The organism is Enterobacter sp. V89_11 (assembly GCF_029967775.1).
GTDB lineage: Bacteria > Pseudomonadota > Gammaproteobacteria > Enterobacterales > Enterobacteriaceae > Enterobacter > Enterobacter ludwigii.
The window spans coordinates 26,135-51,401 of the sequence record NZ_JASCAN010000010.1; the positions used below are offsets into that span (position 1 = coordinate 26,135).

A 25,267-nucleotide genomic window follows, 5' to 3' on the forward strand; every position below is an offset into this window, starting at 1 on the left:
AGCTCATGTTGCAGTGAAATTAAGTCACTTCCCCTCCGTCACGGGCTCAGGCATAAATTATGCATTGGTAACTTCTTAGCAACAAGAACTTAGGATGTATAACGACGATGAGTAATGCTTTTACATTTAGCCTTAAGCGTAGTTGCTTTGATGAAAATTATAACCCTTCAGAAAATACGCGTACCACCACCAACTTCGCCAACCTGGCCCGTGGCGAAAAACGCCAGCAAAACCTGCGTAATACGCTGGTGATGATGAATAACCGTTTTAACGCGTTAGCGCGCTGGGATAACCCAAAAGCCGATCGCTATGCGCTCGAACTGGACATTATTTCTGTGGATTTACATATCGGCGCTGAGAAGCCCTTCCCGGCCATCGAAATATTGCAAACAACGATCGTTGATAAAAAGACCCATGAGCGCATCGACGGTATCGTTGGAAATAATTTCTCGTCCTATGTCCGCGATTATGATTTCAGCGTCTTGCTGCCGGAGCACAATAAAAATCAGTCCCGCTTCGCGATCCCGGATAATTTTGGTGAGCTGCACGGCACTATTTTCCGGCATTTCGTTAACTCACCTGAATACAAAGAGAACTTCAAAAAGGCACCGGTGATCTGCCTGAGCGTCTCCAGCAAAGACACCTACCGCCGCACGGGCAACCAGCACCCGGTGCTGGGCATCGAGTATCGTCCGGACGGTACATCCTTAACCGAGCAGTACTTCGGGAAAATGGGTCTGCAGGTTCGTTACTTTATGCCTGAGAATAGCGCAGCGCCGTTTGCGTTTTATTTCACCGGCGATTTATTACGGGATTACACCAACCTGGAGTTGATTAGCACCATCAGCACCATGGAGACTTTTCAGAAAATTTATCGCCCTGAAATTTACAATGCGAACTCGACCGCCGGAGAATGCTACCAGCCCGATCTGAATCATGAGGATCATTCATTAACAAAAATTGTTTATGACCGTGAAGAACGCAGCCGGCTGGCAATTGAACAGGGCAAATTTACGGAAGCGTATTTCATCAAGCCCTATAAACCTCTTCTTGAGCAGTGGTCAGGTCACAACACGCTTTAATTAATCGATAATAAAGGTCTTCTACTATGAAAACATTGCTCCCGACTTCAACGGCTGGCAGTTTGCCTAAGCCAACCTGGCTTGCGCAACCCGAAACGCTCTGGTCGCCATGGAAATTGCAGGATCAGGAATTACTTGCCGGTAAACAGGATGCGCTGCGTTTATCTCTGGATGAGCAGATCCGTGCGGGCATTGATATTGTCAGCGACGGGGAACAGACTCGTCAGCACTTCGTCACCACCTTTATTGAACACCTCAGCGGCGTTGATTTTGAGAACCGCCAGACCGTGCGAATTCGTAACCGCTATGACGCGAGCGTGCCGACCGTGGTGGATGCCGTCGCGCGTCAAAAACCGGTGTTCGTTGATGATGCAAAGTATTTACGCCAGCTCACGGATAAACCGATCAAGTGGGCTCTGCCCGGCCCGATGACCATGATCGACACCCTCTATGACGCTCACTATAAAAGCCGCGAAAAGCTGGCCTGGGAATTTGCCAAAATTCTCAATCAGGAAGCGAGAGAGTTAGAAGCGGCAGGCGTTGATATCATCCAGTTTGATGAACCGGCCTTTAACGTGTTTTTTGATGAGGTGAACGACTGGGGTATTGCCGCGCTGGAACGTGCCATCGAAGGTTTGCGCTGCCAGACCGCGGTCCATATCTGCTACGGGTATGGCATCAAAGCCAATACTGACTGGAAAAAAACGCTCGGTTCAGAATGGCGGCAGTATGAAGAAGCCTTCCCTAAACTGCAGACGTCCAATATCGACATCATCTCGCTGGAGTGCCACAACTCCCGCGTACCGATGGACCTGCTGGAACTGATCCGCGGCAAAAAGGTGATGGTGGGTGCCATTGACGTGGCGACCAATACCATTGAGACACCAGAGGAAGTGGCCGATACGCTGCGTAAAGCGCTGCAGTTTGTCGATGCCGACAAGCTGTGGCCATCAACAAACTGCGGGATGGCCCCGCTCTCACGTCAGGTAGCCAACGGAAAACTCAACGCCCTGAGCGCCGGCGCCGACATTATCCGTAAAGAGCTCGGCGCGTAATCGCTACGTCTGCCAGTAAGGCGGGGTGCCGAAAAGCGCCACGTAATGATCAATCACCGCCCTGACGTTCAGGGGCGGATGACGGGCGTGAGGATAAATCGCCGCAATGTTCAGCGGCTCGGTATTTATGGCGCACTCCCGTTCCGCGAGGAGTGCGACCAGTTCCCCCTTCTGCAGTCTGTCGCCAATCAGCCAGTCCGGAAACAGCACGATCCCCATCCCGCCCAGCGCGGCAATGAGCAGCGACTCCGCATTATTGGAGGTCATCAGCGGCACCACGGGGTAATGCACCCAGGCGTCCCCCTGACCTCGCACCAGCCAGCGATTGGGACCTGACGACCCGCGGTAGACCAGGCACCGGTGACGACTGAGGTCATCCGGCCCGTCTGGCACACCGTGTTTTCGCAAATAGTCTGGCGACGCGGCCAGATGGTAACGCTGCTGGCCAAAAACCCGCGCGTGAAAGGTTGAATCCGTCAGCATGCCGATGCGAAAGATAACGTCGGCGGCATCTTTGTGCGGGTCGATAAAGTCATCGGTCAGCGTCAGCTCTATATTCAGCCGGGGATACCGCGCCGCCAGTGCAGGCAGGCCAGGGGCAACGTGCCGCTGCCCAAAGTACACCGGGCCATTAATGCGCAGCGTGCCGGAAGGCTCCGTCGAACGCTCATCCAGCTCCCGACGCGCCTCCTCCAGGCTTTCCACCATCGCTCTGGCGTAGCGGATAAAAAGGTGGCCGCTTTCCGTTGGGATCACCGCCCGGGTATTACGATAGAAAAGTTGCTGGCCGAGCGCGTCCTCAAGCTGATGGATAACGCGTGAAACCTGCGAGGCAGACATCCCCTCCCGCCGGGCGACCACAGAAAAGTTTTGCGCTTCGTAAACCGCAATAAAAACCCGCAGCGAGCGGATGTTCATATTTCCGGCATCAACCATTAGTGCATTTCCTGCAAAGGTGTTTCCTGCATTATGGCATTTTTCTCATCGATGTTCAGGGCTAGTCTGTTTCGCCTTCAGAACGTAGAGATAATGAATATGCAATGGATGTTAATTTTACTGGTTATTCTCGGCGGCATGGGCCTCTCCGTAGAGGCTGGCTTACTGGGGCCACTGGGTGGGGAAGTCGGCGATTTATGGGCCACGTTCAGTATTTTCGGTACAGGTGCCGCGCTGACGTTTCTGCTGATGCTGTTTTTCAGCCCGCGTAACAGCCCGTCGTTTTTCGCACAGCCCGCATGGCAACTGCTCGGCGGCGTACTCGGGCCCGTTTACGTCGTCATTTTGACCCTCGCCACGCCGGCCATCGGCATTGCCCTGACGATGATTGGCATTCTGGCAGGTCAGGTCTTTAAGAGTCTTATCATTGACCACTATGGGTTGCTGGGCACCACGCCCAGAAAGATTAACGGTAAACGCATCATCGCGCTGCTTTTCATCATTGCCGCGCTGGTTCTGGTTGCACAGGGGTAACAAAATGACACTGATTATGATTATGTTGGCAGTGTGTGGCGGCGCGACGCTGAGCATCCAGGCCGCCATCAACGGACAGCTGGGAAGCAGCGTGGGCGTCTTTAAAAGCGCGTTTCTGACGTTTTCCGTTGGTGCGCTGGTCACCGCCCTGCTGATCTTCTTCTTTGAACCCAAACAGGCCGTTACCCTGATGGACGTGCCCAAATGGCAGCTGCTCGGTGCCCTGTTCGGCGTGCCCTACATTGTGATAATGGTACTGGCGGTACAACGTATCGGTACCGCCGTCGCCACGGTCGCGGTGATCTTCGGCCAGCTCACCATGAGTATGTTGATTGACAGCTTTGGCTGGCTGGGTAACGCCGTCATTCCGTTTTCGCTGAGCCGTCTCGGGGCCATCGTCTGCCTGGCCATTGCGCTGATCTTCATCTACCTCAGCAGCAAAACCCCCACCGAACCGGTGCCCGGGAGCGAGTAACGTCACGCCTTGCGGGTAAAGAACAGCGTCACCGTGGCGACGGTGACGCCCAGTTTCTTCAGCTCTGTTTTATTGAACAGATGGGTTTCATCCTGCAGGTACATCCAGTCGTCAAAGTGCAGCAGCCAGGTGCTGCCATTGGCTTTCACCTGCATGCTGTAATGCCAGTTGAAGGCGTTTCCCGCCGCCTGCCCGGTCGCCACCCCTTCGATATCCCCTGCCGTGCCTTCGTAGCGATCGCCCCCCATCCGTCGGATATGCCATACCCGCTGCTGCTTTTCGCCGTCGTCATAGACGAAATGTTCATTGAGCGTCAGCGTATCGCCGATAACGTCCCCGGCAATCTCAACGTGAAACCGGCGCAACTGTTTACCGCTGCGATCCTGCACCATGCCCCACGCTTCGGTTTTCCCCTGAAAATAGCGGAAGATATCCAGCTTCGGCTGCTGCTGACGGTATTCCGTCACCTCTGTACTGCAGCCGGCCAGCAGCATCGTTACCGCCAGCGCGATGACCAGAATACGTTTCATTATTGCCCTCCTGTCAGCTGCTGACGCAGCGCGGGATATTGCGTGCGGGGACTGAGCCAGATTGCCAGAAAGCGCGTGCTGAACGCGGCGGACTGACGTGGTCCCAGTGGAATAAAGTCTTTCTGCGCCGCCGAAGCGCGGTACCAGAACTGCCCCTGCCTGTCGGTGACCACAAACGCCAGCTGGCTGCCCGGCCCAACATCGGGCCAGAGCGACTGGAGCATACGCAGCCAGGCTTCGCTTTGGGGCTCCTGCTCGAGGATCCCCTGCGCCTGCCACTGATCGCGCGTTGCCTCAACCAGGTCGTCACGGTCGATTTCACGCGCGTAAGTGATGATCAGCGCCCGATCCCCGTTCTCCCCGCTGTAACGCCCCTCCGGCGTGCGAAGCTGTGAGGTATAGACGGTGAACGGCCCCCAGGTCAGCGTGGCGTCACCGACCTTGCGCCAGATCAGCCAGTCGGCAGCCTGAGCCACGGGGGACAGGATTATCAAGCAGAGAAGCAGTGCCGCAGCTCTCATTTTTGTCTCCCCACCAGCAGATGGAAAAACAGCATCAATACCAGCCAGCCCGGTGCCATCCAGCTGATGACAATAAAGGTTGGCTCCAGAAAAGTAATGGCGCCAAGCCGTTCGCCAATCAGATAGGCGACAGGCCCGCCCACGGTTGCCAGCAGGGTCAGCAGCCAGCCGGGTAATGTTGTTGTGCGCGTCAGCTGAGTCCAGACGGTGGCGAACATCAGCCACAGTGCCACCATCCACAGCGGCATCAGTGACTCACCCGTAAACGCAAGCAGGCCCGTCAACGCCCAGAGCGCATCCAGCAGGCTCCCTGCCGCGGCCAGCGCAATGGCGTAAAGTCGGTACGCGGACGGCAACAGCAGGCAGGCCACAACCGCCAGCACGATCCAGATAATCAGGCCCTGCTCGCGAAAGAGCACCACCAGCGCCCAATAAAAATCGAACGCGATAGCCAGCAGAAAGACCTGCAAATAATGTTTCATACGCGCTCGGCGGTCAGTTGCACCACGCTGATGGTGCGGGCGTTAAACCCGGCTTCGCAGTAGCCGAGGTAGTACAGCCACATCCGACGAAACCGCTCATCGAACCCGAGCTTTTCAATCTCCTGCCATGCATGCACGAAGCGCTGGCGCCAGAGAGCCAGCGTGCGGGCATAGTCGGGCCCCATATCAAAGAGATTGCGCATCACGAAATCGGTGTGGCGCGTCATAAGCTCATTCATGGCGGTGATGCTTGGTAAAAAACCGCCGGGAAAAATGTAGCGCTGGATAAAATCGACGCTTTTGCTGTAGTCGCGATAGCGCTGGTCCTGAATGGTGATGGCCTGTATTGCCATACGACCTCCCGGTCGCAGCCTGGCCTGACAGGTGCGGAAGAAGGTTGGCAGATAGCGCTGCCCCACGGCCTCAATCATCTCTATCGAGACCAGCTTGTCGTACTCTCCGGTGAGGTCGCGGTAATCGCACAGCAGTACCTCAACGCGATCCTGCAACCCGGCGCGGACAATCCGTTCTTTCGCCCAGAGATACTGCTCCTGCGACAGCGTCGTGGTGGTCACCCGACAGCCATAATGACGGGCGGCATATTCCGCCATCGCTCCCCAGCCGGTGCCAATTTCCAGCAGGTGATCATTGGCGTTCAGCGCCAGTTGATCGCACAGGCGAGCCATTTTGGCCTGTTGAGCCGCCGTGAGATCCTGCTCATCTGCGGTGAACAGCGCACTGGAGTAAAGCAACTCGTTGTCCAGAAAATGGGCATAGAAGGTGTTACCCAGATCGTAATGCGCGGCAATATTTTCGCGGGCCTGGGCGCGTGAGTTTCGCCGCGTCCAGTGACGAAGCCGTTCAAGTGGCCTGCTGAAAAGACGAAATCCCTTTTCCAGCCGGCCAAGCACCTGCCCGTTAAGCGCCAGGATCTCAAGCAATGGTGTGAGCTGTGTGGTTTCCCATTCGCCATCCATCCAGGCCTCAGCGGCGGCGAGGCTGCCCCCCGTTAAGACACGCCAGTACACGCCCGGGCTCAGGATCTGAACGTCCGCATGCAGCGCAGCGGATGTCTCGCCGAAATGGAACGTCTGCGCACCCTCACGCAGGGTCAGCGAGCCGCCGCGGATACCGCTTAACAGACGAAACAGCAGCCAGCGCGCGATGCGGACGTTGCGCGGGATATCGGGTTCAAGCGCAAAGACGGGATCGGTCATGAGCGTTCACTCCTGCTGACGGGATGGTTATACAGCGGCACGCGCTTGAGCCACAGCCGCAGCGCCTGCCAGTAAATAGCGAAAACGGTTTTGAGGGTCATCAGTGGAATGCGCAGCAGCAGCGACCGCAGTGCCGCCCGGGTAAGCGGCTCCCGGCGTAGCGCCAGCGTGGCGTCAAACACCTTCTCTTCCTGATGGTTTTCAATGTGCATATGCAACGAGTCGTCAGGCGGGTTAAAGCGCCAGTGGTAAACCATGTCCATCGGGTTAAAAGGGGAAACATGAAACGCTTTTTCTGTGGGACGCGCATCCTGCCCATTCACCGCGTAGTAATGACGCTCATTCCACGGGGTATTGCGAACTTCCGCCAGCACCCAGCGCAGCGTCTCCGCCCGGTCATAGCAGTAGTAAAAGTTGACCGGATTAAAATGGAATCCGAAGTAGCGCAGCTGCGTCAGGAGCATAACCCGCCCCTGCGGCCGTTCTCCGGTCAGGCTTTCAAGCCTGGTGAGGACGTTCTCTTTAAGCGGCGTGCCCAGCGGATAATCCGCATCATGGAACGAGGCGGCGGCAACGCGATTGCGCCGGACCCCGACCGAGGGCAACGCCTCCAGCTCATCGAGATCGAGCCAGGCCATAAAGACGCTGTAGCGGAACTGGTGCGCTTTCGGCCGGAAGCGACGATGGCGTAAGACACCGTGATAGAGGCAGCTGTTCATTTCAGTTCCCCTCCCCGGCGGCTATCGCATTCACCACGTCCAGCGCACTGCGCACGCCATCTTCATGAAAGCCGTTGTACCAGTAAGCACCGCAGAACCAGCTACGCTGGTGGCCGTTAATCTCACCGCGACGCGCCTGTGCACGCCAGCTTTTGGGGTTAAACAGCGGGTGTTCATAGACAAAGCGTTTCAGAACGAAGCGTTCATCCACGGGGATGTCCGGATTAAGGGTGACGCAGAACAGCGGGCTACCCGCAGGCAACCCCTGCAAAATATTCATGTTGTAGGTGACGCAGGCGCTGGCCTGATCCTGCTGGCTCAGACGGTAGTTCCAGCTCGCCCAGGCACGCTGACGTACCGGTAGCCAGCGCGGATCGCTGTGAAGCACCACCTCATTACGCTGCCAGCCGATATCGCCCAGCACGTCCTGCTCAGCCGCGCTCGGCGCGTCAAGCATCGCCAGCGCCTGCCCTGAGTGACAGGCAAAAATCACCTGATCAACGCTGTGGCTCGCGTTGTCGAGCTGGATCGTTACCCCATTCTGCTGACGAATCACCCGCTGCACCGGGGCGTTGAGGTGCAGCGTCAGGCGGTCACCGAGTTTATCCAGCATGGCGCGGATGTATTCCCGCGAACCTCCGGGCACGACGTACCACTGCGGACGATGCGTCACATCCAGCAGGCCGTGATTGTCAAAGAAACGCAAAAAGAGCGGCAACGGAAAACGTTTCATCTCCTGCAACGACGATGACCAGATGGCCGCCCCCATCGGCAGAATGTAGTGACGTGCGAAAAACGGCGTAAAGCGGTGCCTGTCCAGAAACGTCTGCAGCGTCGCGTGCGGATCTGGCTCGCTCTCCAGCGCCTGTTTCGCCAGGCGATTAAAGCGGACAATCTCCCCGAGCAGCCGCCAGAACGATGGGTTCACCAGGTTTCGTCGCTGGGCAAATAACGAGGTCAGGGTGTGTCCGTTGTATTCCAGCCCGGTTTGCGGGTTATGCACCGAAAAGCTCATCTGCGTCTTTTGCCCACTGATACCCAGCTCGCTCAGCAGGCCCATAAATCGCGGGTAGGTACGGTCGTTGTAGACGATAAAACCGGTATCGATGGCGAAAGTACCCTGTGGCGTCGGCACGTCAACCGTCGCGGTATGCCCGCCGGGAGTGGCCCCCGCTTCGAACAGCGTCACCTCATGATGACCGGCAAGACGCCAGGCACAGGTCAACCCGGCGATGCCGCTGCCGATAATGGCAATCTTCATGAACGCACCATCCTGCGCAGCAGTGTGCGCTGAAGAAATGCGGGAAGCCCTGAGAGCAACCGCAAGATAAGGCCAAACCCCACCGGAAACGCAATATGCATTTTCCCTTTCGCCAGCCCGGCCCGAATGGCCTGCACGGCCTCCTCAACGCTCACCCTGCCCGGCATGGCAAAGTCATTTTTTCGCGTCAGCGGCGTATCAACGAAGCCCGGGAATACCACCGTCACGGCGACCCCTTTCGGCTCCCAGTCGAGCCGCAGACTGTCGGCAAACCAGCTCAGCGCCGCTTTGGACGCGCCGTAAGCCTCTGCGCGCGGGAACGTCAGCCAGTGCGCCATGGAGCTGACCAGCACCACGCGGTTGCCTGAAACCAGCTGCGGCTGTAACGCGGCCAGACAGTTCACTGGCCCGAGGAAATTGGTTGTCATCACCCGCTCTACCAGCGCTGCATCCACCACGCCCTGCTCAAGGTATTCGCAGGTACCGGCGCAGAGAATAACCAGGTCGGCATAGCAGCCCGTCAGCGCCTGGCGACAGGCGTCCCTGTCTGTCATATCGAACAGGCGAACCGTGATAGTGGGGCTGTGCTGATGCAGGGCGTCCAGACGCGCCGGATCGCGCCCGCAGGCGATAACCGTGTGGCCGTCAGCAGCGAAGGATTTCGCCAGCCCGGCGCCGATGCCCGAACTTGCTCCGGTAATCAGAACAGTGCTCATGCGTTCACCCTCCGCTTCACGCCGCGCACTGCCCAACCGAGCAGCGGAAGGTGTTCGTAGATCATCTCTCCGGCGTCGTAATAGTCACGCTGGCGAGTAATCAACCCATGTTCGGTCTCCACCACCGAACATCCCGGCAGGTCGAGCGGCTCGCCTCCGGCAATGCGCGGATGCGACCAGTGCATAATCCACGTGACAACGAAACGGCGGTCACCGAACAGCGGAGGATCAATGGTAAAACGGCAATTTTCTACATTGGCCAGCAAATGGGTGAAATAGCGCTGGAGCGCGAAAATCCCGTCATGCTCGCCGAACGGATCGATAAGCGTGGCATCCGAATGATAAAGCCCAACCAGCGCTGAGGGCGGCTGGCTATCCAGTGCGGTGTAGTACTCAACAAACCGACTCACGACAGAGGGCAAAGTGCTCATGGGTCACATCCTGGCGGTAAACAACGTGGCGTAATCGCATAATTAAAACTTACACAATTAACGTTATTTGTCCAAGTTTGTGTAAAACTATTTTTTATTTATATTATTTTTCAAAAAGTTACACCTGTGTTGCCGATGCTTTTTTCAGAGCATTTTCTGACGCACCTGTTTCCCGTTTTGCTTTTCAGTTTTACCTTAAGGCGAATTTCCCCTTCTTCTTCCAGACTTATCCTTTTTAATCATAAGGATGAGGAAACCCCGCGATGAAACGTTTCTTTCTGTCACTTTTCTCCAGTCCGGAATCATTGCTCCAGGTGATGAGCCAGCAGGAAATTATCGAAGCCGTGGAGGATGGCGATCGCATCATCATCGACCAGGACGGAAACGCCTCGGTGAACTACAAGAGCAACGAGGTACGACAGGATTTCCTGCGTCATGTTAACGCGCTGAAGAGGGCCTGATATGGGAACGGCTATCTTTATGGTGCTGATGGTCTGTGGGTACTGGTACACCAGCCGTGACCTGTCGACCCGTTTTAAAATCAAGCGATCTTTCGGCTGGGATGTCTATTTTCTCGTTGCCCTGTATGGCTGTATCTTCGTCCTGCAAGGGGTGATCGCCACGGGGCTGCTCTGGCTGTTGCTCTATGCACTTTCTGCCGCCGACAACACCTTCCACTTCACGGCGCAGACCTATGCCGACTGGCAAATAGATTTTATGAACTGGAGCTTTTTAGGTATTCAGGCACCGGTCGTCGTCATGCTGGCCTTCGCCATCCTGTTTTGTCTTTATCGTTCTAACTGGGCAGGCAGCGCCAGGCTGGACGGTGTAGGCAGGAAGAAGCTCTACAAACGTCTCGCGCAGTCGAGCGGTATCGAACAACTGCTGTATCAGTGTATGGAGCAAGGGGAGCTGGCGCAGGTGACGCTGCGCTCGAGACGGATTTATGTCGGCATGATCCACACCGCAACGCTCGAGTATGAAAAAACCGCCAATATCGTGCTGATCCCCATGCTAAGCGGCTATCGCGATGAAAAGACAATGCGGATTTGCATCGAAAATAATTACAGCAAATGGTATGCCCGCCACGACATTACTCTGGATTCAGAACCCGGAAGCGCAATGGACTTCAGAAAGGTGATCATGCTGAATCAGATTGAGAGTATTTCCCTGTTTGATCCGGCCAGTGCCAGCTCGCTGGCGCTGGCGGAACGGGCAGAAGATGATGACTAAAGGCAGGAGCCTGGCATTCACTGCCAGGCTCAGCGCCAGCCCTTCCATGCTAAGCGTATTTCGTCGACGGCCGATCGTGCCCCGGGTCAGGCGGCGTGTTCTGTCAGCCGTTCTACTCCCTTTTTCAATGAGCTTATGACCTCATCCGCTGCGATCCCCATTTGCGCATGAATAATCGCGCCGTCGATCAGCATCATGATTTCATTAACGGTTTTCTCATCGGTTATGCCGGTCAGGGACGCTATTTTTGCCTTTGTTTCGGTTTTATGATTGCGGCAAATATCTTTTATTTCGCCTTCATTTTCTTCAGATTTTGCTTCTGCGCTGGCATTAATAAAGGCGCACCCATGGAATAACGGCGAAATAAACCATTCATACAGCGTGTCAGATAATGCACTGGCCGGGGTTTTGCCCGCAGCAAGATGTCGAAGCAGCGTGCTTTCAAACCAGTCAATCCATATTTCGTGTCGATAGTGGAGATAGGCAACAATCAGTAAACTTTTCCCAGGAAAATGGCGATAAAACGTCACTTTAGTGACTTTAGCCTGCTTGATAATGGTATCCACGCCCGTTGCTTTAAATCCGCTGGAATAAAACAGATCGTGCGCGGTAAGCAAGATTTTTTCCCTCACACTGATTGTTTTATCGTTATTCAAGTTGACTGTATTCACAGATCGACGGCCTCAATTGACAGGTTGACAGCGTTATTTTTCAGGCCTAGATTAACACCAGTAGACAGACCTGTCTACCTAATACCAACCAGAGGTAGCCGAAATGAACACACGCCCCCCTTTACCGCCTTTTACGCGTGAAAGTGCCATCGAAAAAGTCAGACTGGCAGAAGATGGCTGGAACAGTCGCGACCCGGCCAAAATCGCACTTGCCTATTCGCTGGATACCCAGTGGCGAAACCGCGCGGAGTATGCCACTAACCGTCAGGAAGCACAGGCATTCCTGGAGCGCAAATGGAAAAAAGAGCTGGATTATCGTCTGATCAAAGAGCTGTGGGCATTTACGGAAAACCGTATCGCCGTGCGCTATGCCTATGAATGGCATGATGATTCTGGCAACTGGTATCGCTCTTACGGTAATGAAAACTGGGAATTCGAGCCGGATGGTCTGATGAAGCGCCGCTTCGCCTGCATCAACGATATGCCGATAAAAGCGTCTGAGCGCCTGTTTCACTGGCCGCTGGGCAGACGTCCTGATGACCACCCTTCACTGAGCGACCTGGGGCTGTAGGTTTCATCAGGATCATGCTTCGCCATTACGGGGGGTTATACGCTCCGGGTAACCTTTCGGTTACCCGGGCGGGCTTATCTTTTACACCACGAAAAAGAGGCAGACTATTATTTAAATCACACCCAACTGTTTCATCAGCGTCAGGTTATCTTCAATATGCCAGTTGGACACTATTTTACCGTTGCCGATCTCATAGATATCCGTCGCGATAAAATCCACGTTCTGACCCTGCCCTTTTATTTTGCCAAATGTCCCGCTGAAATGACCGTGGAAATGCAAATGGGACACGACACGATTCCCCGTAACGATCATTTGTTCCACCTCGCAGCGTAAATCCGGCACCGCGGTGCGAAATGCCCTCGAGGCCATAATGGCGCCCTCTGGCCCCTGTTTACGGCCTTCCGGTGGGGTTTTATCCACAAAATTAACCGCCAGCGCTTCCCGCGCCAGAGACTCTTTGCCGGTATCCCAGAACGTGGCATACGTAACGGCCGCATGTTCGCTCGCCGTTAATTGCGTTTGCGACAGCGTGTTATCCACGATAAGAAGATTCGGTTTCACCCGGTCGCTCTGGGCCGAATAAGCCACGCCGGATACGCCAGCCAGAATTAACGCCAGCACAGCTGGACGTGCATATGTTGAATATTGCATAAACGCTTACAACCTGTGATTACGTTTTCCGCCAGCATGTTCACTGCCGGAATCAATTCGGATCAACACGGGGTCAGTTAATTAATGCCCCGCCCTCAATATCAATCACCGAGCCCGTAACAAAGGCATTATCGATGGCAAAGAGATAGCCCTGAGCAACGTCTTCCGCTCGTCCCCACGCTTTAGCGGGCAACGTCTGTGCTGCAACAGTCAGCATTTTTTCCCGCGCAGCCGCATCCATCCCGGCGTGGGCTTCGGTATCGGTCAGACCCGGGCTGATGACGTTTACGCGACGCGGTGAAAGTTCTTTTGCCAGCACTTTTGTTGCCGCCTCGATGGCGGCGTTCATGGTGGTTTTGACTATGGCACCGACTACCACGCGGCGTGCAACAAATCCGCTGGTCAGCGTCAGCGTACCGCGGGGCGAAATATTCCCGCTCAGATACCTGGCGACATGCATGCTGCCCCAAAATTTGGTATCAAAAGCCAGTTTCGCCGCGCCAGGGTCGAGGCTGGAAAGCGCCCCTCCCGGTGCCTGAGAGCCGGCCGTGACAATAATATTGTCGACCTGACCCAGCGTTTCGCTTAACGCGATCACCTCTGCTTCATTGCTAATATCGAGGACGAGGGTCTCAACAGAGGCGGGAGATGAACTGAGCCGCGCGCGGGCAGCGCTCAGTTTCTCTTTATTGCGTCCCGCGAGAATAATGTCGTCGCCGCGTGCTGCCAGGGCACGGGCTACAGCAAAACCAATACCGGACGCGCCGCCAATAATTAACGTTTTACGGGTCATCATTTTTCCTCACACAGGTTGTAAGTGGGGTAATCGGTATACCCCACCGCTGTACCACCAAAGAGCGTGGCGGGATCGCTGACGTCATTCAGCGGCCAGTGATGCGCCAGCCGCTGTGGTAAATCGGGGTTGGCAATAAACGGGCGTCCAAACGCAATCAAATCGGCATACCCTGCTGCGAGGATTTTTTCCGCCTTTTCGGGGGTATAATTTCCTGCCACGATCAGGGTGCCACGGAATGTTTCGCGCAGTTTTTTGCGGAAACTTTCCGGAACCTGTGGCGCATCATCCCAGTCGGCTTCCGCCAGGTGAATAAACGCAATGCCTCGTTGCTGGCACCAGGCCGCGAGGGCGAGAATGGCTTCGATGACCTGCGGATCGTTCATTCCCCGCTGTGTAATAAACGGCGAAAGCCGGATACCGGTGCGCTCAGCGCCAATGGCCTGCGCAATGGCATCGAGCACCTCCTGCGCGAAGCGGATCCGGTTCACGAGACTGCCGCCATACTCATCCGTGCGGATGTTTGACGTGGATCTCAGGAACTGATCAATCAGATAGCCGTTTCCGCCGTGCACCTCCACGCCATCAAACCCGGCCTGAACGGCATTGAGCGCCGCCTGTCGGTACTGTTCGACCACGCGCGCGATCTCTTTTCGCGACAGCACGCGTGGCGTCGGGCAGTCAACCATTTGACCTTCGCCATGTTCATTCACCACCCATACTTTCGCATCGGGTGCCAGCGCGGAGGGCGCGACGGGCAGTCCGTCTTCGTGAAAACGGGCATGAGACATCCGCCCCACGTGCCAGAGTTGGGAAAAAATCACCCCTCCCGCCTGATGGACCGCGCCGGTAGTGAGTTGCCACCCCGCAACCTGCTCTGGCGTATGGATCCCCGGAGTCCATGAATAGCCCTGGCCCTGAGGCGAGATCTGCGTGGCTTCGGTGATGATTAAGCCCGCGCTGGCCCGCTGTCGGTAATATTCAGCCATCAGCGTCGAGGGAATATTTCCCGGCTGAAGAGCGCGGGCACGGGTCATGGGTGCCATGACGATGCGATTTTTCAGGTTGAGATCCCCTAACCTGTAGCGTTCAAAAAGTGAGGTCTGGTTCATCTGGACGTCCCTTGTGGTTACGATGAAATCACTTTACAGGCGGCATCTGATTTTGATAATTACACTAAAATCAGATGCACTTTTCGGAAAATATGAATAATGGGTAAACTCGAAGATATGGCGCTGCTGGTTGAAGTGGCCGAGGCTGGCGGGCTTTCCGCCGCTGGCCGCCGCCTGTCACTTTCCCCGGCCACCATGACCGCCCGCCTCAAGGCGATTGAAGAACGCTACCAGACGCGCCTGTTTCACCGTTCCACGCGGGCTATCTCCCTCACCCGGGCGGGCGAAGAGTTTTATCATGCAGCACGGCGCGTGCTGGAAGAGATGCATCATGCCGAGTCGTTACTGGCACAAAAAGAGGGCGTGCTCAGCGGCAACATTCGTCTTTCCGCCCCCTCTGACTTTGGCAGGCAGTATCTCAGCCCCGCCGTCATGGCATTTTCCCGCCTGCATCCGGAAATCAAATTTTTCATTTACTTAAGAGAACACGTAGAGGATCTGGTCGCTAACCGGCTGGATATGAGCATTCGCTTCGGCAACCTGCCGGACAGCAGCCTGGTGGTCAGAAATATCCGTCCCAATCACCGGGTGCTGGTCGCGTCAGCAGCGTATCTTAACGACCAGGGTATCCCTGCCTCCTGTGACGCGCTGACGGACCACCGCTGTCTGGCGCTGGAGTCGCAAGGGGTGGTGATGAATGAATGGCGGTTTGAGGTTGAGGGGAAAGCGCGCGTCGTTCGCGTAGAGCCTGCCATGGTCTGTGATGACGGGGCGCTGCTTCGTCAGTGGGCCCTCGACGGGGCTGGCATTGCGGGCAAATCGTGGTGGGACGTGAAGGACGATGTCGAGAAAGGTAGGCTGAAAGTGTTACTTGCCGGGAGCTTCACCGGCTTTAGCCGGTTTGATCGCAAAGATGTCGGGCTACAGTTTGTCTACCCGCAACGGAAACTCCAGCCGCTTCAGGTCACCGCATTTAGCCAGTTTTTTATCGACTGGCTTAAAAAGACTGAACGCGGTGAGCTGATGACGTCGTGAAGCCGCCTGTTGCGTTAAACGGCCCGCGTCAGCCGTTTAAAATACATCAACACACGGCTGACCGACTTTATGAAGGGCATCGGTCAAGCGGGTCCGAAGTTCATTCAGCGCCACTTCTTTCTCCGCCAGTTGCGCCAGTTTGCGCCGCAAAGCGGCCTTTTTTTCCTCCGCGGTAAAGCGGTCATCAACCCAGACCGCCAGAACATCGGCGATTTCAGCCAGGGTAAACCCCAGCATTTTTGCATGCCCGATCAGCTTCAGCCGTTGTAAATCCACAGCCGAGTAGACTTTGTAGTTATTACTGCCGTTTGGCTGCGGAATTTTTTCCAGCAAGCCCGCCCTTTCATAATAACGCACCGTCTCTTTCGATAACCCCGTTCTGGCACACAGCTCGCCGATCCTCATCGCGTCGTTCTCACCTTGTAAAAATCACGCTTGACCGTGTACCTGAGTACACGGTTTATCCTGTGCCGCACAGACAGGGAAAACGGGATTTATGTTATGAATTCTTTTGATTATACAGGAAAAACAGCACTGGTTACCGGTGCATCCTCGGGCATCGGACGGGAGTTCGCCCGCCAGCTCGCGGCCCGTGGCGTGGGGTTGATCCTGGTTGCCCGCTCCGAGGCAACGCTGCAGGCGCTTGCGGCTGAGCTACACAAAACGCACGGCGTATCACTCACCGTTATCGTGCAGGACTTAACGCTGCCTGAGGCCATTACCCACATTGTGGAACGGCTGGAAGCGTTACGGCTTTATCCCGATATTTTGATTAATAGCGCGGGGTTTGCCACCTACGGGCGATTTGAAAAACTATCTCTGGCGCGCCAGCGTGAAGAGATCAACGTCAACTGCGTCGCCCCCGTGGCACTCGCGCACGCCCTGCTGCCCGCGATGCTGCGTAAAGGTTCAGGCGTGATGATTAACGTGGCCTCGACCGCTGCCATGCAACCGGATCCGTATATGGCAATTTATGGGGCAACAAAGGCATTTTTACTCTCCTTTTCGAACGCGCTGTGGGGAGAATACCGCGCTCACGGCATCCGCGTGCTGGCGCTTTGCCCCGGCGCAACGGATACCGCCTTTTTTGAGGTGGTGAACGCCGAGGAAGCGTCAGTGGGCAAAAGAATGCCAGCGCAGAACGTGGTCGCGCTGGCGTTACGGGCCGTGGATACGCAACGCAACACGCTGATCCCCGGCTGCGGTAACTGGCTGCTGGGCCAGTTACACCGGTTTGTCACCCGCCGACGTCTGGCGATCATTGCTGAAAAAGTATTACGACCTAAGCCCGCCGGTCAGGGTGCGCGTTCAGACGCATAATCCCGTTCAGGTCAAAGCGTGACGTTTCAGTGCCGCGCAATTGCACTGAAACGCGCGCAACCTCTCGCAAAGACTGACAATATCCCGCGAAAAACAGTGATACACTTAGCCGACCTGGTTGATGATGCAGTCTTAACGGCTCAGGGCTAACGAGTATTATCCCTCGGGTTCCACAGACGACTGTGCATGTGCCATCTGCCCACTCAACCATGTGACCTAATTACCAAATGGTCACACGTTGTCAATCGGAGCCTGTCACGCTAAGCTGAAATAATGACTAAAGACATGAACACCCCATCCACACGTGGTCCACTCGATCACACGGTCCGAGAGCAAATCGTCGAAGCTGCGTATGAGCACTTCGGCCATTACGGCTATGAAAAAACCACCGTCGCTGAACTTGCCAAAGCCATCGGTTTTTCAAAAGCCTATATCTATAAGTTTTTTGATTCCAAGCAGGCAATCGGCGAGGTCATCTGCGCGAACCGTCTTGATATGATCATGGCGGCGGTCAATGCAGCCATCGCTGATGCGCCATCCGCAAGCGAAAAGCTGCGTCGTCTGTTCAGGGCGCTCACCGAGGCGGGAAGTGAACTGTTTTTCCATGAGCGTAAACTTTACGACATCGCCGCCGTTGCCGCGCGGGACAAGTGGCCTTCAACCGAAAGGTATTCCGAACGTCTGCTGAAACTGATTGAGAGCATTGTTGTCGAGGGCAGAAAAGCCGGTGAGTTCGAGAGAAAAACCCCTCTGGACGAAGCTACACTGGCGATCTATATGGTGATGTGCCCTTTCATTAACCCTGTTCAGCTGCAGTACAACCTCGAAGCCGCCCCGACCGCGGCGGTTGTCCTCTCCTCTCTGATTTTGCGAAGCCTGGCCCCCTGATTAGTGACCATTGACTTTATTGGTCACCAGAATGAGAATGCGGATACCGTCCTGTTAATGTAATAAGGGTTCCCATGCTCAGGCTTCATTCAGCCCGCCTTGCCGTATGCCTCCTGCCGTTTGCCCTGGTGGCATGCGGCGATAACCACGCCAGTGACGATCCGCGCACGCAGCCACCGCTTGTCAGGTCTGCGTCCGTGATCCCTGCGAACAAGACGTCACGCGCCTTTACCGGCGTGGTGGTGGCAAGAACGCAAAGTGATTTAGGCTTCAGGGTGCAGGGCAAAATTCTCGAACGTCTTGTCGATACGGGTCAGACCGTTAAGCAGGGCCAGCCTTTAATGCGTCTGGATCCTGTTGATCTGAAATTACAGGCGCAGGCCCAGCAGCGAGCGGTGGATGCTGCCCAGGCGCGCGCGCGTAAAGCGTCCAGCGATGAGGCGCGTTATCGCGGCCTTGTGGCATCCGGTGCAGTGTCGGCGTCGGAATACGACCAGATTAAAGCCGCAGCCGACAGCGCCAGAGCGGAGCTCAGCGCTGCCCGGGCACAGGCAGGCGTGGCGCAAAACGCCACCGGTTATGCCGTGCTACTTGCCGATTCAGACGGCGTGGTGATGGAGACGCTTGCCGAGCCTGGACAGGTGGTCAGCGCCGGGCAGGCGGTGGTCCGTCTGGCCCGCGCGGGGCAGCGCGAGGCGCTGGTCCAGTTGCCGGAAACCCTGCGCCCTGCCGTAGGAAGTACAGCCCTGGCAACGCTCTACGGTAACGAAAAACAGCCCGTTAGCGCGAAGCTGCGCCTGCTGTCTGATTCAGCCGATGCGACCACCCGTACCTTTGAGGCCCGATACGTGCTGGATGGCGCGCTGGCGAACGCGCCGCTGGGGGCAACCGTGACGCTGAGCATCGAACACGGCAAAGGCGACAGCCGGGTGATGCAGGTTCCTCTGGCGTCTCTCTACGATGCGGGGAAAGGGCCTGGCGTCTGGCGTATTTCCGCTCAGCCGACAAAAGTCGTCTGGCAGCCTGTCAGGGTGCTTAGCGTAGGGGATGATATCGCCAGAGTGACCGGCGGCGTACAGCCCGGAGAGAAGATTGTTGCGTTAGGTGTCCATCTTCTGCACGAAGGCGAAGCGGTCCGACTGGCGGAACAGCGCGATGCCACTCAGGCGGGGATGACACCATGAGTGGAGGTCGTTTCAACCTGTCAGCGCTTGCGGTACGCGAGCGCTCGGTCACGCTGTTCTTGATTATTCTGGTTACCCTTGCCGGTATTTTCTCGTTTTTTGGCCTTGGCCGCGCGGAAGATCCGCCCTTCACGGTTAAGCAAATGACGGTTATCACCGTCTGGCCCGGGGCAACCGCACAGGAAATTCAGGATCAGGTCGCCGAGCCGCTGGAAAAACGTCTGCAGGAGCTCAAATGGTATGACCGTACGGAAACGTATACCCGCCCCGGTATGGCGTTTATCACGTTGTCATTGCAGGACAAAACCCCGCCTTCTCAGGTTCAGGAAGAGTTTTACCAGGCGCGAAAGAAACTGGGGGATGAAGCCAAAAACCTTCCGGCGGGCGTCATGGGGCCGATGATCAATGACGAGTTTTCCGATGTCACCTTTGCCCTTTTTGCACTGAAAGCGAAAGGCGAACCACAGCGTCTGTTAGTGCGTGACGCCGAAGCCCTGCGCCAGCAGCTTTTGCACGTTCCGGGCGTAAAGAAAGTGAACATCATCGGGGAACAGGCCGAGCGGATTTACATCTCCTTCTCGCATGACCGTCTGGCGACACTGGGACTCTCGCCGCAGGATATTTTCACCACGCTCAACAGCCAGAACGCATTAACCGCGGCGGGCTCGATTGAAACGCGCGGGGCGCAAATCTTTATCCGCCTCGACGGCGCTTTCGATAAATTGCAGAAGATCCGCGATACGCCCCTGATCGCACAGGGCAAAACGCTCCGGCTGTCCGACGTGGCAACGGTTGAACGGGGGTATGAAGATCCACCGACCCTGCAGATCCGTAACCAGCAAGAACCCACCCTGCTGCTCGGTATTGTGATGCGTGAAGGCTGGAACGGCCTGGCGCTGGGTAAAGCGCTGGATGCTGAAACGGCAAACATCAATGCCAATATGCCTCTGGGGATGACCCTGACGAAAGTCACCGATCAGTCGGTGAATATCCGCTCGTCGGTCGATGAGTTTATGATCAAGTTCTTCGTCGCCCTGCTGGTGGTGATGGTGGTGTGTTTTGTCAGTATGGGGTGGCGCGTGGGCATCGTTGTCGCGGCGGCAGTGCCGCTGACGCTGGCGGTCGTTTTTGTCGTGATGGAAGCCTCCGGTATAAACTTCGACCGCGTTACCCTGGGCTCCCTTATTCTTGCCCTCGGCTTACTGGTTGATGATGCCATTATCGCCATCGAAATGATGGTGGTAAAAATGGAGGAAGGCTACGACAGAATTAAAGCCTCCGCCTACGCCTGGAGCCATACCGCCGCGCCAATGCTGGCCGGAACCCTGGTGACAGCCATCGGGTTTATGCCGAATGGTTTTGCGCAGTCAACCGCCGGGGAGTACACCAGTAATATGTTCTGGGTAGTCGGCCTCGCCCTGATAGCTTCGTGGTTTGTGGCGGTGGTGTTCACCCCTTATCTGGGCGTCAAAATCCTGCCGGACATCGCAAAAGTCGAAGGCGGTCATGCCGCCATCTATGACACCCCGCGCTATAACCGTTTTCGTCATACCCTGAGCCGCGTGATCGCCCGAAAATGGATCGTCGCCGCGTCCGTCGTGGCCATCTTCACCCTCGCAGTACTGGGGATGGGGCTGGTTAAGAAACAGTTTTTCCCGACGTCCGACCGCCCCGAGGTGCTGGTGGAAGTGCAGATGCCGTATGGCACATCGATTGAGCAAACCAGCGCCGCCACCGCGAAAATCGAAGCGTGGCTGCGCAAACAGCCTGAAGCCAGCATCGTCACCGCCTACATTGGCCAGGGTTCGCCGCGTTTTTATCTGGCGATGGCCCCTGAGTTGCCCGATCCCTCTTTCGCGAAGGTTGTCGTCATGACGGACAGCGAGAAGTCACGCGAAGCGCTTAAGTTCCGCCTTCGCGAAGCGGTCGCCCGCGGGCTGGCTCCGGAGGCTCGCGTGCGGGTCACGCAGCTGGTGTTCGGGCCTTATTCTCCCTTCCCGGTCGCCTGGCGTGTAATGGGTCCGGATGTCGATAAACTGCGTGACATTGCAGAGAACGTTAAAGGTGTGCTGCAGGCCAGTCCGATGATGAGAACCGTCAATACCGACTGGGGTTCACGCGTACCGACCCTGCATTTCACCCTCGATCAGAACCGCCTGCAGGCTACCGGCTTAACGTCGAACGCCGTTGCCCAGCAGCTTCAGTTCCTGCTGTCGGGCGTTCCCATCACCTCCGTGCGGGAAGATATTCGCTCGGTACAGGTTACAGGCCGCGCCGCGGGTGATATCCGTCTTGATCCGGCGAAGATAGAGGGCTTTACCCTGGTGGGTAACGCCGGACAACGCGTTCCGCTGTCACAAATCGGGGAGATTGAGATCCGAATGGAAGATCCGCTGTTGCGCCGCCGCGATCGTACGCCCACGATTACCGTGCGGGGAGACATTGCCGAAAACCTTCAGCCCCCGGATGTGTCAACCGCCATCATGAAACAGCTGCAACCCATTGTTGATTCGCTTCCACCTGGCTATCGCATCGAAATGGCGGGATCGATTGAGGAATCCGGCAAAGCCACCCAGGCCATGGCCCCGCTGTTCCCCATCATGATTGCCCTGACGCTGCTGATAATCATTCTGCAGGTGCGTTCACTCTCGGCCATGGTCATGGTATTCCTGACCGCACCGCTGGGGCTTATTGGTGTGGTTCCTACGCTGCTGCTTTTCAATCAGCCGTTTGGCATCAATGCCCTCGTCGGCCTGATCGCGCTTTCGGGGATCCTGATGCGAAACACGCTGATTCTCATTGGTCAAATCGATCACAACCAGAAGGACGGTCTCGATCCGTTCCACGCCGTGGTTGAGGCGACCGTACAGCGCGCGAGGCCGGTCTTACTGACGGCCATGGCCGCCGTGCTGGCGTTCATTCCCCTGACGCACTCCGTGTTCTGGGGAACGCTGGCCTACACGCTGATTGGCGGAACGCTAGGGGGAACCATTATTACCCTCGTCTTCCTGCCAGCGATGTATGCGATCTGGTTTCGGATCAAGCCCGCCGCCTGACGGTGCCGGGCTGGCGTCCGGGATAAGCCCGGCAATCCAGTCTGCAAAGGCACGCACTGCGGGAGAGAGAAAACGCTGATGGGGATAAAGCAACGTGACGGGCACCGAAGGCGGTTGCCAGTCAGCCAGAACCTCAACCAGCCTTCCCTCCCGCAGATGCGCTGAGACAATGCTCTCAGCCAGCTGCGCCAGCCCGAAACCTTCAAGGCACATGTTGATATAAAGCCCGGTGGCATTTACGGCCGCTTCGCCGCGGACAGGGATGGAGACGGTCTCAGTCCCGCGGACAAAGCGTAACGCATCCGCCCGTCGGGTCTGATCGGAAAAATAGTGTATCGCCCGATGCTGTGATAAGTCGTCTGGCGAGCGGGGAGTACCGAACTTCCTGAGATAGTCCGGTGAGGCACAGGTCACCCAGCGAAACCGGCCCAGAGGACGGGCAACAAGAGTCGAGCTATTCAGATCACCCGTTCGGATCACACAGTCCACCCCCTCCTGCACCAGATCAACCTGCCGATCGTTGACGCCCAACATCAGGTAGATATCCGGATAAAGCCGGTAAAAATCTTTCAGGTGAGGCATCACGATGAAATCCGCGATCCCGCCCGGCATATCCACCCGCAAGCGTCCCTGCGGGCGCCGGACTGACGCCGTCAGGCTCGTTTCGGCATGATCGATTAGCGCCAGTATTTCCTGGCATTGCGCCAGATACTGCACACCTTCAGCGGTGAGGCTCACCCGCCTTGTCGTTCTGTTAAGCAGGCGCACCTGGAGGTAATTCTCCAGATTTTTTATGCTGCTGGTGACCGTTGACGAAGGCAGAGAAAGCGTTTCGGCTGCGCGGACAAAGCTTCCGGCCTGCGCTACCCGCATGAAGATCTGCATTGCCTGAATACGATCCATCTTTTCTCCCCCGACCGTCGCTCACATTATTCTTCGTAGATTATGAATAATGAAAACACGTTAAGCATCTTTTTCGCCGTAATCGGGTGGCGTAATTTCTCACCCATGAAGAGACAAAGGACAAGAAGATGAGCGATTACCTGAGAAATATGATTAACAATCAGAGCATAACCCCACCCGCCACGTTGATTAAGGGCGCAACCCTGCTCAGCATGGATGACAGGGTGGGTAATTTTGAGCGCGGCGATATCCTTATCGAAGGCGCAAAGATCGTCGCCATTGGTGAAAATCTGGCAGCAGAAGGCGCCCGCATAATAGATGCCACACATATGATTGCCATGCCGGGCCTGGTGGATACCCATCGCCATGCCTGGGAGGGACAACTGCGCCGCATTAACCCCGACGCCAAAACGCTTGAAGATTACTGCAACGCCACGCACTTCTCGTTCGCCAGGTATTATCGCCCTGCCGATATTTATATCGGCAACCTGCTCACTGCCCTGGGGTGTATTGATGCCGGTATCACTACGGTGATTGATAATTCCCATAACAGCCGCACCGCTGCGCATTCGGACGCGGCCGTTGAGGCCCTGCTGGATGCGGGGATCCGCGCCGTACACGCTTCCGGTGTACCGGTGTCCGGAGAATGGGACCGCACGCACTGGCGCGGTAACTGGCAGCGCCTGCAAGAAAAGTATTTCCAGAATAACCCTGAAAGTCTTGTTTCGCTGGCGGTCATGGCCCAGCTGGAACCGGAGAGATGGCTGGAGGCCCGCAGGCTGGGGTTGCCAATCGTGACCGAATTCTTTGGGGGTGAAATGGCGTCGCAGCTTGAGGCGCTGCATCAGCAGGGGCTTCTGGGACCGGACAATATTTTTAATCACTGCACCGCACTGCCGGACGACGGATGGAAAATCCTGCGGGATGCGGGCGTACGCGTGAACGTCTGCCCCCGTTCCGATGCGCACTATGGGATTGAAGACGGCATGTTTGCCCTTCAGTCCGCGCTGCGCCACGGCATCAGCCCCGGCCTCAGCGTTGACAATGAAACGTCGTACAGCGGCGACATGTTTATGGAAATGCGCGTGGCTTTTTACCTCCAGCGCGTCATGGGCATGCATCAGCAGCGCTGCTGTGGTTCAGCGCACACCGTAAATACGCTTCATACCCAACAGCTCCTGAAAGCAGCCACCGTCGATGGTGCGGCCTGTGCAGGGTTACAGGAGAGCATCGGCAGCCTGACGCCGGGTAAACAGGCCGACCTGGTTCTGATTAACGCCGGCGATCTCAACCTCTATCCGTCCGGCAATGCATTTGGCACGGTGGTCCATGCGGCAGAGCGCAGCAACATCCATACCGTCATGATTGCCGGACGAATCGTGAAGCAAGACGGCAACGTGCTGGGGGTAGACATCACCCGCCTTCGCGAGGCCATTGATGAATCACGTCATCATCTCTTTACCTCAGCCGGGTATGAGCCGGACATATTTGCTGACGCCTTCCTGCCGCTGGCGCAGGATTAAGCCCCTTCAACCACTACAAATGTCCCGGTTGCCGCCCCCGCGCGCAACTTTCTGGCGGCCACGTACCCGGGACTGTTATAAAAACGTTTGGCCTCAGCATACGAATCAAACTCTAAAACGACATGGCGTTCATGCGCTTCCCCTTCCAGGTTTTCATATTCCCCGGACCAGACGATGACCCGGGGGTTGAACCCCTGCAGCGCTTCCCCAGCAGCGTTCGCATATTCTGCATAGGCAGCAGGATCTGTGACGGTCACGTGGGCGATTAAATAACCTTTATTCATCTTCTTTATCCTTCCTGAGGACTGTTGCCGGTGGTGTAAAACGCATCAACCTATTTGACAGCGTTACGCGGTATGAAGACACTC

General features: G+C 56.3%; 29 protein-coding genes. 13 read left to right on the top strand and 16 right to left on the bottom strand.

Features of this window, described 5'->3' with window-relative positions:
* The first annotated feature begins 107 nt into the window (after nt 1–107).
* Both QLG09_RS09915 and QLG09_RS09920 read left to right on the top strand, forming a co-directional pair.
* Complete coding sequence (locus QLG09_RS09915) at nt 108–1,082, top strand: DUF1852 domain-containing protein (protein ID WP_014169967.1); 975 nt, start codon at nt 108–110, stop codon at nt 1,080–1,082.
* Between the two features lie 26 nt (nt 1,083–1,108).
* Complete coding sequence (locus QLG09_RS09920) at nt 1,109–2,137, top strand: methionine synthase (protein WP_025204256.1); 1,029 nt, start codon at nt 1,109–1,111, stop codon at nt 2,135–2,137.
* A 3-nt stretch (nt 2,138–2,140) separates the two neighbouring features.
* On the opposite strand, the gene QLG09_RS09925 is transcribed toward QLG09_RS09920, so the two are convergent.
* Nucleotides 2,141–3,073 carry a LysR family transcriptional regulator gene (locus QLG09_RS09925; protein WP_025204257.1) on the bottom strand — a complete coding sequence of 311 codons (933 nt, stop codon included), beginning with the start codon at nt 3,071–3,073 and terminating at the stop codon, nt 2,141–2,143.
* A gap of 99 nt (nt 3,074–3,172) precedes the next feature.
* On the opposite strand from QLG09_RS09925, the gene QLG09_RS09930 reads away from it, so the two are divergent.
* Entirely contained in the window at nt 3,173–3,607 is a 435-nt protein-coding gene (locus QLG09_RS09930) for a DMT family transporter (protein WP_025204258.1), read from the top strand.
* Between the two features lie 4 nt (nt 3,608–3,611).
* Nucleotides 3,612–4,082: a DMT family transporter gene (locus QLG09_RS09935; RefSeq protein ID WP_049023435.1), complete on the top strand. Its 471-nt coding sequence runs from the start codon at nt 3,612–3,614 to the stop codon at nt 4,080–4,082.
* Between the two features lie 2 nt (nt 4,083–4,084).
* Here QLG09_RS09935 and QLG09_RS09940 read toward each other — a convergent pair whose 3' ends face one another.
* Genes QLG09_RS09940 through QLG09_RS09975 form a run of 8 tightly spaced genes read right to left on the bottom strand, consistent with a single transcriptional unit; the run spans nt 4,085 to nt 9,959 of the window.
* Nucleotides 4,085–4,612, bottom strand: a complete 528-nt coding sequence (locus QLG09_RS09940; RefSeq protein ID WP_032681071.1) for a DUF3833 domain-containing protein — start codon at nt 4,610–4,612, stop codon at nt 4,085–4,087.
* The gene (locus QLG09_RS09945) at nt 4,612–5,133 is read right to left on the bottom strand and encodes a hypothetical protein (protein WP_049023434.1); all 522 of its coding nucleotides are present in this window, start codon (nt 5,131–5,133) and stop codon (nt 4,612–4,614) included. The genes QLG09_RS09940 and QLG09_RS09945 overlap by 1 nt, the downstream gene beginning before the upstream one ends.
* Nucleotides 5,130–5,615 carry a DUF2878 domain-containing protein gene (locus tag QLG09_RS09950; RefSeq protein WP_020884221.1) on the bottom strand — a complete coding sequence of 162 codons (486 nt, stop codon included), beginning with the start codon at nt 5,613–5,615 and terminating at the stop codon, nt 5,130–5,132. Before QLG09_RS09950 ends, QLG09_RS09945 begins: the two co-directional genes overlap by 4 nt.
* Nucleotides 5,612–6,832, bottom strand: a complete 1,221-nt coding sequence (locus QLG09_RS09955) for a cyclopropane-fatty-acyl-phospholipid synthase family protein (RefSeq protein WP_047744609.1) — start codon at nt 6,830–6,832, stop codon at nt 5,612–5,614. The genes QLG09_RS09950 and QLG09_RS09955 overlap by 4 nt, the downstream gene beginning before the upstream one ends.
* Entirely contained in the window at nt 6,829–7,551 is a 723-nt protein-coding gene (locus QLG09_RS09960) for a DUF1365 domain-containing protein (protein WP_063435303.1), read from the bottom strand. The genes QLG09_RS09955 and QLG09_RS09960 overlap by 4 nt, the downstream gene beginning before the upstream one ends.
* Before the next feature lies 1 nt (nt 7,552).
* Nucleotides 7,553–8,812 carry an FAD-dependent oxidoreductase gene (locus QLG09_RS09965; protein WP_049022881.1) on the bottom strand — a complete coding sequence of 420 codons (1,260 nt, stop codon included), beginning with the start codon at nt 8,810–8,812 and terminating at the stop codon, nt 7,553–7,555.
* On the bottom strand, nt 8,809–9,528 hold the full coding sequence (locus QLG09_RS09970) for an SDR family NAD(P)-dependent oxidoreductase (protein WP_020884224.1): 720 nt from the start codon (nt 9,526–9,528) through the stop codon (nt 8,809–8,811). The genes QLG09_RS09965 and QLG09_RS09970 overlap by 4 nt, the downstream gene beginning before the upstream one ends.
* On the bottom strand, nt 9,525–9,959 hold the full coding sequence (locus tag QLG09_RS09975; protein WP_014169955.1) for a nuclear transport factor 2 family protein: 435 nt from the start codon (nt 9,957–9,959) through the stop codon (nt 9,525–9,527). Before QLG09_RS09975 ends, QLG09_RS09970 begins: the two co-directional genes overlap by 4 nt.
* A 263-nt stretch (nt 9,960–10,222) precedes the next feature.
* Here QLG09_RS09975 and QLG09_RS09980 point away from each other — a divergent pair, with 263 nt between their 5' ends.
* On the top strand, nt 10,223–10,420 hold the full coding sequence (locus tag QLG09_RS09980) for a hypothetical protein (RefSeq protein WP_008502331.1): 198 nt from the start codon (nt 10,223–10,225) through the stop codon (nt 10,418–10,420).
* Nucleotide 10,421: 1 nt separating this feature from the next.
* Nucleotides 10,422–11,192: a hypothetical protein gene (locus tag QLG09_RS09985; protein ID WP_049022880.1), complete on the top strand. Its 771-nt coding sequence runs from the start codon at nt 10,422–10,424 to the stop codon at nt 11,190–11,192.
* Nucleotides 11,193–11,278: 86 nt separating this feature from the next.
* Here QLG09_RS09985 and QLG09_RS09990 read toward each other — a convergent pair whose 3' ends face one another.
* Nucleotides 11,279–11,863 carry a TetR/AcrR family transcriptional regulator gene (locus tag QLG09_RS09990; RefSeq protein ID WP_049022879.1) on the bottom strand — a complete coding sequence of 195 codons (585 nt, stop codon included), beginning with the start codon at nt 11,861–11,863 and terminating at the stop codon, nt 11,279–11,281.
* Nucleotides 11,864–11,966: 103 nt separating this feature from the next.
* On the opposite strand from QLG09_RS09990, the gene QLG09_RS09995 reads away from it, so the two are divergent.
* Nucleotides 11,967–12,434, top strand: a complete 468-nt coding sequence (locus tag QLG09_RS09995; RefSeq protein ID WP_020884226.1) for a DUF1348 family protein — start codon at nt 11,967–11,969, stop codon at nt 12,432–12,434.
* 111 nt (nt 12,435–12,545) lie between these two features.
* Here QLG09_RS09995 and QLG09_RS10000 read toward each other — a convergent pair whose 3' ends face one another.
* The 3 genes from QLG09_RS10000 to QLG09_RS10010 form a co-directional block, all read right to left on the bottom strand.
* Complete coding sequence (locus QLG09_RS10000; protein WP_014169950.1) at nt 12,546–13,085, bottom strand: ester cyclase; 540 nt, start codon at nt 13,083–13,085, stop codon at nt 12,546–12,548.
* 73 nt (nt 13,086–13,158) lie between these two features.
* Nucleotides 13,159–13,881 carry an SDR family oxidoreductase gene (locus QLG09_RS10005; RefSeq protein ID WP_193394804.1) on the bottom strand — a complete coding sequence of 241 codons (723 nt, stop codon included), beginning with the start codon at nt 13,879–13,881 and terminating at the stop codon, nt 13,159–13,161.
* Entirely contained in the window at nt 13,878–14,990 is a 1,113-nt protein-coding gene (locus QLG09_RS10010; protein WP_063435304.1) for an alkene reductase, read from the bottom strand. The genes QLG09_RS10005 and QLG09_RS10010 overlap by 4 nt, the downstream gene beginning before the upstream one ends.
* Before the next feature lie 99 nt (nt 14,991–15,089).
* On the opposite strand from QLG09_RS10010, the gene QLG09_RS10015 reads away from it, so the two are divergent.
* Nucleotides 15,090–16,025, top strand: a complete 936-nt coding sequence (locus tag QLG09_RS10015; protein ID WP_282488868.1) for a LysR family transcriptional regulator — start codon at nt 15,090–15,092, stop codon at nt 16,023–16,025.
* A 36-nt stretch (nt 16,026–16,061) separates the two neighbouring features.
* On the opposite strand, the gene QLG09_RS10020 is transcribed toward QLG09_RS10015, so the two are convergent.
* Nucleotides 16,062–16,430, bottom strand: a complete 369-nt coding sequence (locus QLG09_RS10020) for a MerR family transcriptional regulator (RefSeq protein ID WP_282488869.1) — start codon at nt 16,428–16,430, stop codon at nt 16,062–16,064.
* A gap of 96 nt (nt 16,431–16,526) precedes the next feature.
* Between QLG09_RS10020 and QLG09_RS10025 the strand changes: the two genes are divergently transcribed.
* The 4 genes from QLG09_RS10025 (at nt 16,527) to QLG09_RS10040 (ending at nt 22,473) form a co-directional block, all read left to right on the top strand.
* Entirely contained in the window at nt 16,527–17,345 is an 819-nt protein-coding gene (locus tag QLG09_RS10025; RefSeq protein WP_020884231.1) for an SDR family NAD(P)-dependent oxidoreductase, read from the top strand.
* A 273-nt stretch (nt 17,346–17,618) separates the two neighbouring features.
* The gene (locus QLG09_RS10030) at nt 17,619–18,233 is read left to right on the top strand and encodes a TetR/AcrR family transcriptional regulator (protein WP_014169944.1); all 615 of its coding nucleotides are present in this window, start codon (nt 17,619–17,621) and stop codon (nt 18,231–18,233) included.
* A 74-nt stretch (nt 18,234–18,307) separates the two neighbouring features.
* Nucleotides 18,308–19,417: an efflux RND transporter periplasmic adaptor subunit gene (locus tag QLG09_RS10035; protein WP_020884232.1), complete on the top strand. Its 1,110-nt coding sequence runs from the start codon at nt 18,308–18,310 to the stop codon at nt 19,415–19,417.
* A complete protein-coding gene (locus QLG09_RS10040; protein WP_282488871.1) occupies nt 19,414–22,473 on the top strand; it encodes an efflux RND transporter permease subunit in 3,060 nt (1,019 codons plus the stop codon). The genes QLG09_RS10035 and QLG09_RS10040 overlap by 4 nt, the downstream gene beginning before the upstream one ends.
* Here QLG09_RS10040 and QLG09_RS10045 read toward each other — a convergent pair.
* Complete coding sequence (locus tag QLG09_RS10045) at nt 22,396–23,376, bottom strand: LysR family transcriptional regulator (protein ID WP_221716338.1); 981 nt, start codon at nt 23,374–23,376, stop codon at nt 22,396–22,398. The genes QLG09_RS10040 and QLG09_RS10045 overlap by 78 nt on opposite strands.
* Nucleotides 23,377–23,504: 128 nt before the next feature.
* On the opposite strand from QLG09_RS10045, the gene QLG09_RS10050 reads away from it, so the two are divergent.
* Nucleotides 23,505–24,899, top strand: a complete 1,395-nt coding sequence (locus tag QLG09_RS10050) for an amidohydrolase family protein (RefSeq protein WP_049022236.1) — start codon at nt 23,505–23,507, stop codon at nt 24,897–24,899.
* On the opposite strand, the gene QLG09_RS10055 is transcribed toward QLG09_RS10050, so the two are convergent.
* A complete protein-coding gene (locus QLG09_RS10055) occupies nt 24,896–25,183 on the bottom strand; it encodes a DUF1330 domain-containing protein (RefSeq protein ID WP_014169939.1) in 288 nt (95 codons plus the stop codon). The genes QLG09_RS10050 and QLG09_RS10055 overlap by 4 nt on opposite strands.
* Nucleotides 25,184–25,267: the final 84 nt, after the last annotated feature.